The organism is Nocardioides caldifontis, from assembly GCF_008087345.1.
In the GTDB taxonomy this organism is placed as follows: domain Bacteria; phylum Actinomycetota; class Actinomycetes; order Propionibacteriales; family Nocardioidaceae; genus Marmoricola_A; species Marmoricola_A caldifontis.
Genome location: NZ_VHIB01000016.1, coordinates 92,464 through 100,021, shown reverse-complemented (window position 1 = coordinate 100,021; position 7,558 = coordinate 92,464). Strand labels below are relative to the sequence as shown.

General features: G+C 70.4%; 8 protein-coding genes. 2 read left to right on the top strand and 6 right to left on the bottom strand.

Going from position 1 to position 7,558, the window contains the following annotated elements:
• Positions 1-91 precede the first annotated feature (91 nt).
• The 3 genes from FIP57_RS21485 to FIP57_RS21475 all read right to left on the bottom strand — a co-directional run bounded on the left by FIP57_RS21485 (position 92) and on the right by FIP57_RS21475 (position 3,939).
• A complete protein-coding gene (locus FIP57_RS21485) occupies positions 92-1,078 on the bottom strand; it encodes a toll/interleukin-1 receptor domain-containing protein (RefSeq protein ID WP_275266189.1) in 987 nt (328 codons plus the stop codon).
• Positions 1,079-2,080: 1,002 nt separating this feature from the next.
• Positions 2,081-2,488, bottom strand: a complete 408-nt coding sequence (locus tag FIP57_RS21480; protein WP_148575619.1) for a hypothetical protein — start codon at positions 2,486-2,488, stop codon at positions 2,081-2,083.
• A gap of 95 nt (positions 2,489-2,583) precedes the next feature.
• Positions 2,584-3,939, bottom strand: a complete 1,356-nt coding sequence (locus tag FIP57_RS21475; protein ID WP_148575617.1) for a dihydroorotase — start codon at positions 3,937-3,939, stop codon at positions 2,584-2,586.
• A 115-nt stretch (positions 3,940-4,054) separates the two neighbouring features.
• Between FIP57_RS21475 and FIP57_RS21470 the strand changes: the two genes are divergently transcribed.
• Together FIP57_RS21470 and FIP57_RS21465 are read left to right on the top strand one after the other, a co-directional pair.
• Positions 4,055-5,050 (top strand): asparaginase, encoded by a 996-nt coding sequence (locus tag FIP57_RS21470; protein ID WP_148575615.1) that lies wholly within the window; start codon positions 4,055-4,057, stop codon positions 5,048-5,050.
• Complete coding sequence (locus FIP57_RS21465; protein ID WP_162529920.1) at positions 5,047-5,709, top strand: GntR family transcriptional regulator; 663 nt, start codon at positions 5,047-5,049, stop codon at positions 5,707-5,709. The genes FIP57_RS21470 and FIP57_RS21465 overlap by 4 nt, the downstream gene beginning before the upstream one ends.
• Here the strand turns inward: FIP57_RS21465 and FIP57_RS21460 are convergent.
• From FIP57_RS21460 to FIP57_RS21450, 3 genes are read right to left on the bottom strand one after another with little or no spacing between them, the layout of a single operon-like run.
• Positions 5,678-6,280 carry a hypothetical protein gene (locus FIP57_RS21460; protein ID WP_148575611.1) on the bottom strand — a complete coding sequence of 201 codons (603 nt, stop codon included), beginning with the start codon at positions 6,278-6,280 and terminating at the stop codon, positions 5,678-5,680. The genes FIP57_RS21465 and FIP57_RS21460 overlap by 32 nt on opposite strands.
• Complete coding sequence (locus FIP57_RS21455; RefSeq protein WP_148575609.1) at positions 6,280-6,894, bottom strand: maleylpyruvate isomerase family mycothiol-dependent enzyme; 615 nt, start codon at positions 6,892-6,894, stop codon at positions 6,280-6,282. The genes FIP57_RS21460 and FIP57_RS21455 overlap by 1 nt, the downstream gene beginning before the upstream one ends.
• Entirely contained in the window at positions 6,891-7,451 is a 561-nt protein-coding gene (locus FIP57_RS21450) for a TetR/AcrR family transcriptional regulator (protein WP_148575607.1), read from the bottom strand. The genes FIP57_RS21455 and FIP57_RS21450 overlap by 4 nt, the downstream gene beginning before the upstream one ends.
• Positions 7,452-7,558: the final 107 nt, after the last annotated feature.

The following is a 7,558-nucleotide window of genomic DNA, read 5'->3' as shown; positions in this document are numbered from 1 at the left end:
TGGCCCGCTGCCGCATCAACATCGTCGCCACCAACGACACCGAGATCGGAGCTGACACCATGCCAGCACTCACCGCCTGACCCCACCCGGATCACGCAGCGCTACACCACTCCCGGGGACTTGACCGTAGTTCCACGCGAGGATCGGCGACGAAAGCTCGCAGCATCCGCCCGTTGCGTGTCGCGGTCGCGCCAACGGCTCCCGCCAAGAGCACCGAAACCGCCGGAAGTTTGCGCAACGCGAGGAGTCTCTCGACGCCACCCCGCGTCTTACTGCCTTCCCGGGCAAGGCTGGCCACCAACTGCGTAGCGAGCATCTCTTCCTCAGCCCGACCCCGCGCGCCGAGCTCGCAGGATGCCTCGACGAGGGGGCCCGTCAGGTCGGTGAGGCCACGAACTCGAGCGACCCCGGCTTGAGAGAGGCTGCCCTCGGGCGGGCCGAGCGGGAAGCGCGCCGCGTCGTTCAACGCTGTCGATACTCGCCGGGCCTCTGCGATAACGAGCTCTGCAGCATCGGCTGCCCGCGCTGGGTTGCTGACGCCCTCTCGGATGGCGCTGACCAGCAGGGCACCCCTCGCGTCTTGGCTGGCGGTGGCAGCGACGTCGGTAGGCCTGGCGGTAAAGCGTCGGTCGCCCAGAAGTTGCTGAATCCGGGCCACAAGACGTGTGGTCTCCTCGGTCTTGGTCGGGCCGAAGAAGTTGGTCCAGTTGAGATCCGTCAGAACCCGGGTTGGGGTGATGTCGTATGCCGGCACGCTAACGTCATCCAGTCGCACTGAGAAGATCCAGGACTGATCCGGATCCATTTTGCGAAACTCCTCGATGGCGAGTTGAATTTCCTCCCGCATCTGCGACTTGTGTCGCGACTCGCTTGCAGTCGAGAAGACCGGCAGGAAGGCAAGAGCATCCCCCTGTATTGCCTCTTTGATTCTGCGCTTCCATGCGTCACCAGGAAAGAGGCTGTGCACGTCCCTCCATACCGGGATGCCAGCGGCAGAAAGCACGCGCTCCAGTTCATCCACGGCAACGGTGTCCTCGCGGACGTACGAAATGAATGCGTGTGGAGTTGACTCTGGCACACGGCTAAGGTTACGAGACCTAGCAGAAACCTGCTGGCCGCGGGCGCCTGCCGGGCCGGGAGAGGGCGCTAATAGGTCTGGGCCCGATCCGGCCGCAGGGTCTCTACGCGTGCACCGGCGATGCCCGTGCCGTCCTGCTGTTCCGACTGGCCGCTTGGGCACGTCGGGTTGTTTCGAGGCTGTTGTGCCGCGCCATTTGACGGTCGGAGTTAAGCAACTAGGCAAGTGAAGTACCAAGGCGACTGCCCCTCGGCGGGTAGCGACATACCGCCGCCTTTGACGCAGCAGCTCGCGCCACGCGATCGTTCCCTTCCGCCGTTGTGCGGGTCGACCGCTCCTGCCGCCGGTCAAGGCGGCCTGCTAGTCGGTGGATGAGGCCTGGGCTGCTGGGGTAGAGCCAAACTGAGGACCAAGGAGGTGCCGCGATGAACCCGTCCCAGGCATATGACCGCGACCTGCACGACGATGACTCGCCCGCCGCTCAGGGTCGCTGTTCCTACCACCCGTCAGGAGATTCGGCGTGCACCGGCGAAGCCGTGGTGTCATACCAGGACTCGGCTGGCGCGTGGCAGGCCGGCTGCTCGCGCGCCCTTGAGCAACTGGTCGAGCGGGGCGAGATCGAGCCCCTTGGGCAAGGGGCATGAGTCGTCCCACCCGACGCGGTCCACAGCTTGACAGTCGGTCAACGCTGTAAATCATGGGTGCCTCTCGACCGGGCGCCCTAAGACGGGCGCGAGATGTCGATCGACCGCTTCCGAAAAGGCTCAGGTGGCCGTCACTCCAGACTCCGCGCAGAGCGGGGCCGAGTGGGCGGTGAGCCCTATTGGTCGCTTACGACGGCTAACGCCCGCTGCCATCACCGGCGAGTTCTGGAGTCGGCTTGTTGGCCGTGGTCAGTCACACGCACGCAAGGAGGCTGCAGCCGAACTCCGTCGGCAACGCCACAAGGGGCGCCCGCGATGCGCGACGCCGGTCGTCCGGCGCCGCGCCCCGCGGTCGGGCTCAGCAGCCCGGGACGTTCTTCGCCTTGAACGAGGCGCCGTTGCCGGCGTTGGTGCCGCCGATGCCGGCGTCCAGCGTGTAGGCCTTGCCGCGCGGCAGCTTCACGGTGCCGACCGAGGAGACCTTGCCCTTCTTCACCCAGCCCGAGGTCCAGTTGGCGAGCTCGTCGCCGTTCTTGGTCACGTAAGCCATGCCGGTGACCTTCGACTTCGCCTTGCGCGCGTCGACGCGGAGCTTGACCTTCCAGTCGCCCGACTTCGTCGCCACCTTGCAGGCCTGCACCTTTCCGCCGTCGAACGTCGACAGCGTCTTCCAGTCGTTGCCGGCAGCCTGGGCGGCGCCGAACGACGGGACGGTGATCGCCACGGTGGCAGCGGCGACAGCAAGGGTGCGAGAGAGGTTGCGCATGAACGTCCTTCACGGAGGGGTGGGCGGCGCGAGTTGGCCGGCGCGCCACGCTAGCCCGGTCCGTGGGTGGTTCGTGGTGCTTTGCGCGAATGCGGTCAGCGCCCCGCTCGGCCGGGGCCGCCCACGAACGTGCCGGTCCGGGCGTCGGCCGGCTTCCCCTCCTCGGCCACCAGCTGCCCGCGCAGGTACGTGCGGACCACCCCGCCCGTCACCTGTCGTCCGTCGAAAGGCGTCCAGCCGGCCTTCGACAGCACCGTGTCGTTCGACAGCGTGCGGGTAGCCGACGGGTCGACGAGCACCACGTCGCCGTCGGCGCCCGGCGCGATGCGGCCCTTGCGCGGCCACAGCCCGTACGTCTTGGCGGGGGTCTCGCTGTAGGCGCGGACGACGTCCTCGTAGGCGAGGTGGCCGCGGGCAGCGGCGTCGAGCATCAAGGCCATGGTGCTGTCGAGCCCTGGCAGCCCGAAGTGGACGTTCCAGATGTCGCCCTGACGCTTCTGCTCCAACGTCGAGGGGGCGTGGTCGGTGGACATGTGGGTGAGGGTGCCGCGCCGCAGCAGCTCCCACATCTCGCGCTCGTCCTCGTCGTTCCGCGCCCGCGCCGGCGGCGTGAACTTCCGCAAGGACCCGTGCTCGTGCACCTCGTCCTCGCGGAGCAGGAAGTACTGCGGACACCCCTCGGCGGCCAGCGTGGCTCCTCTTGCTCGCTCGGCGGCGATGTAGCTCGCCACCTCCGGGCTGCTGACGTGCGCGACCGTCGCGCGGGCACCGGTGCGGCGTACCAGCAGCGTCGCGACGGCCACGGCGACCAGCTCCGCGTCGCGGTTGCGCCAGTCGACGAGTACGGCGTTGTCGTCGCGCCCGAGCTCGTGGAGCATCGACTCCGCGCTCGCGGTGAGCGACTCGTCCTCGCAGTGCATGAGGCTCACGGCGCCGGTGAGCGCGGTCATCTCGAGGTGCGCCTTCAGCGCCGCCGCGTCGTGGCCCGGCACCCCGTGCGTCGTGCAGGTGAAGACCTTGAAGAACGAGACGCCTGCTCCCCACAGGTCGGCCACCACCTTGCTGTGACCCGGCCAGGCGTGGGCCGCCAGCCCGAAGTCGACGTTGGCCCGGTCGCCGAGGTGGTCGAGCTTGCCGCGGAGGTCGTCGACGCTGCGGACGGGCTGCCCGTGCGAGTGCTCGATGATCGTCGTGACGCCCGAGGCCGCAGCAGCGTTGGTGCCGGTCGGGAAGTCCTCGCGCTCGGTGCTGCCCGGATCCATCAGGTGCACGTGGGTGTCGACCCCGCCGGGCATCACCAGCAGGCCGCTCCCGTCCACGGTCTCCCGGGCGTCGGGCCGGTCCGGCCCGACGTACGTCACCACGCCGTCCGCGATGGCGACGTTGAGGCGGCGACGACCGCTGGGGGAGACGAGGGTGCCTCCAGCGATGACCAGGTCTGCGTCCGGCACGAGCGCTCCTTCGGTGAGTGGCTGTCCGCGACCCTGACCACTCCGCCGCGACAGATCGTGCATTTTATAGGATCCTTCTCCGAGAGTTCCACCCATCTGTCCGAGGAGCGATGGCATGACCCAGTCCCGCGTGGCGATCGGCTCGCTCGGCGGCACCATCACGATGACGTCCGAGTCGGAGGCCGGCGTGACGCCGACGCTCGAGGCGGCCGACCTGGTGGCCGCGGTCCCGGCCCTCGCCACGGTGGCGTCGCTCGAGGCGAAGACACTCGCCGTTCTGCCCAGCGCATCCCTGCGTCCCGAGGACTGCCTCGCCGCCCTGGCGTGGGCGCGCGCGGCCGTCGACGGGGGAGCGGCGGGTGTGGTGCTCGTGCAGGGGACCGACACGCTGGAGGAGACCGCCTACCTCTTCGACCTCTACTGGGACCGCGACGAGCCGCTCGTCGTCACCGGCGCCATGCGCGCCCCGCAGCGCCCCGGCAGCGACGGGCCCGCGAACCTGCTCGCCGCCGTCGTGACCGCCGCAGCGCCGGAGTCCCGGGGGCTCGGCGTGCTGGTCGTGATGAACGACGAGGTCCACGCGGCCGCGCGGGTCGTCAAGGCGGACTCCATGGCGGTCGACGCCTTCCGGTCGCCGGTGTTCGGCGTGCTCGGCCGGCTGGTCGAAGGGGTCCCGGTGTTCGGCAACCGGCCTGCCAGGGTCCCCGCGCTCGACGACCCGGCCGGCGCCTCGCCCCGGGTCGCCCTGCTCGCCACCCATCTCGACGACGACGGCGAGCTGCTGCGCCAGGCGGTCGCGGCGGGGTACGACGGCGTGGTGATCGCGGCGCTGGGCGTGGGGCACGTCCCGGCGGCACTGGCGGAAGAGATCGCGGCCGCAGCGTCGAAGGTCCCGGTCGTGTTCGCCACCCGTACCGGAGCCGGGACCACCGCCCGGTCGACGTACGGCTTCGTCGGCTCCGAGAGCGACCTGCTGGCGCGCGGTGCGATCGCCGCCGGATGGCTGACGCCGGTCAAGGCACGGCAGCTCCTGTGGGCGCTCCTCGCCCAGGGGCTGGGACCCGAGGACGTCGCGCGGCAGTTCGCGGCGCGGGGAGGGGCGGTCGCGTGACCCGCATCGCCGCGCCGCGGGAGACCCGCACCGCGCACGAGTTCGTCTACAACACGCTGCGAGCGGCGGTGCTGAACGGCACGTTGGCGGGTGGCGCTCGGCTCGTGCAGTCCGAGCTCGCCCAGCAGCTCGGCGTGAGCACGACGCCCGTGCGGGAGGCGCTGCGGGACCTGGCCACCGAAGGGCTCGTGGTGCTGGACCCGCACCGCGGGGCGGTGGTGCGCTCCCTGGACCTCGAGGAGGTGCGCGAGGTCTACGAGCTGCGGATGACCCTGGAGCCCCTGATGGTGCGGCGCGTCGCCGCCTCGATGACGGACGAGAAGCTCGAGCGCGCGGCCGAGCTGCACCGTCAGATGGCGGACCCTCGGGACCCGCAGACCTGGTCCCAGCTCAACCGTGACTTCCACGCGCTGTTCAGCGAGAGCGCCGAGAACTCACGGCTCGCCGGCATCCTCGCGAGCCTCCGGGACAGCGCGGCGCCGTACGTCGCCATGTCCTTGGTGGCCCGGCCTGAGCAGGCGGCGCAGGCCAACGCCGAGCACGCGGAGCTGCTCGACGCCTACCGGACCGGAGACGTGGACCGCGCCATCGAGCTGACGCTCGACCACCTCCGCGCGACGTTGCGGGTCATCGAGGAGCACTTCCCTCCCCGGCCCTGACGGCAGCTGTCGTACGACGGGACAAGAGCCACGGGTCGCGGAGGTCCAGGAACTCCATCGGCCCGACGAGGAGCCGCAACGCAGCCTGGTCGCGCCGGCGTACCTCGGCCGGCATCGAGCTCTCACCGGCCCGCGCCTCTGCCTCCGTCGAAAAGTAGAGGACCCTGGTGAACCGGTTCCCGTCCTGCTCGACGGTCAGAGTGCCGAGCAAGCACGGCAGGTGCGTCGCGAGCTCGACCTGCAAGGCGTCCTTGTGGCGGCGGGCCTCGCAGAGGTCGGTGACCTGGCCCCGCACGACCTGCACGAACCGTGCGCCGGCGGTGTCACCCGTCGTGAAGACGTCGGTCCGCGTGCCGTCCTCGACCGCGAGCCCGTCGAGAAGGGCTTGCCAGTCACCGCCGGCCGCTCGCGCGGACTCCTCGGAGTCGCACGTCGTCACGGCGATGAACGCGCCGTCCTCGGTGACCCCGGCGGTGAGGTCGATGGCCTCGGCGGCGGAGGCCCAGCGTGCTAGTGCCGCTCGTACGGCGGAGAGGTCGTCCGCACGACCGCGGACGACCTGGCTGAACATCAGCTCAGCCCTGACGTGCGCAGGGCGGGGTCGCGGCCGAAGATCCGGAGCAGGATGCCGGCCGCGGGCTCGCGCACCTCGGTGCCCTCGCCCCACGCCCAGTCCGCGTCGGTGGCGACGAGGCGGGTCCCGCGCAGCCGCTTGCGTGGGCTGCCGCCGACGGGGATGGTCATCGGCCAGCGCGAGGCGAGGGTCCAGTCGGCGACGAGCCGGAACGCCTCGGGGTCGACGGCGTGGTGGCGCCCGAGGGGGACCCGCACGTCGAGCCCGTGGACGACGGCGTCGGCAAGTGCGCCCACCATGGGTACGCCGGTCGGCCTTGCGCCGCTCTCGGCGTTCTCGCGCAGCTGGGCGAGGATCGCCGGCCGACCCCGACGGGTCCAGCGCAGGGCGGAGTCGGCGATCAGGCGGTTGACGCTGAACCCCGCGCGCACGGCCGCTTTCGACATCTCGGTGGCACCGGCCACCGGTGCCCAGGCGAGGTGGGCGGCGACGTTCTCCACCGTCCAGGCGGTGCAGAGGGACTGCGCGGTCCACTCGTCTTCCGACAGTGACTCCAGCAGCTCCACGAACGCCAGCCGTTCGTTGCGTACGAGGTCGGTCAGCTCGGTCATGGTTCCTCCACGAGGATGTCGATGAGCTCGGTGATGCGGGGCGTGGGATCGAAGTCGTCGGTCGGGTGGGCGAGCTCGTGGAGCACCAGGCCGGTGACGAAGTTGGCGAGCACGACCCAGTCGCGCTCGGGATGAGGGGACCGGACGGCGCGGAGCCACTGCAGCGCCCAGGCGTTCACGTCCGCGCCTCCCTCCCTCATCGTCTGCTGCAGCGTCGGGCGCATCGCCGCCTCCACCAGCAGGGAGTAGCGCGCCAGCGTGAGGCTGCGGTTCTCACGGGTCGACGCGATAGCGAACCGGCCGATCGTCCGTCCCAGGTCCTCCGGGGTGACGACGACCTCCGTCCGCGCGATCGCCTCGAAGGCGGCTCGCTCACGTTCGACGAAGCGCTCGGCGACCCCGATCAGCAAGGCGTCGCGCGACCGGAAGTGGTTGGACGTCGACCCATGGGCGAGCCCGGCCGCGTCGTCGACGGCGCGGTGGGTCAGCCCCCGCAGGCCGATCGTGCCGATCGTCTCGATCGCTGCGTCGAGGAGCTCCGCCTGCCGCGGGGTCATCCCGTGAGACTACACCTGTTGTTCTGATCACGACAGATGTAGTCCTGCGAGATCAAGACGGCTGGGTCGGCCACCCGCCCGAGAAGCTGAAGGCGATGCGCGACGGG

What these genes read in the sequence shown, in the direction of transcription:
- FIP57_RS21480 (WP_148575619.1), bottom strand. Translation starts at nt 2,488, where the DNA reads ATGCGCAACCTCTCTCGCACCCTTGCTGTCGCCGCTGCCACCGTGGCG.
- FIP57_RS21470 (WP_148575615.1), top strand. Translation starts at nt 4,055, where the DNA reads ATGACCCAGTCCCGCGTGGCGATCGGCTCGCTCGGCGGCACCATCACG.
- FIP57_RS21460 (WP_148575611.1), bottom strand. Translation starts at nt 6,280, where the DNA reads ATGTTCAGCCAGGTCGTCCGCGGTCGTGCGGACGACCTCTCCGCCGTA.
- FIP57_RS21455 (WP_148575609.1), bottom strand. Translation starts at nt 6,894, where the DNA reads ATGACCGAGCTGACCGACCTCGTACGCAACGAACGGCTGGCGTTCGTG.
- FIP57_RS21450 (WP_148575607.1), bottom strand. Translation starts at nt 7,451, where the DNA reads ATGACCCCGCGGCAGGCGGAGCTCCTCGACGCAGCGATCGAGACGATC.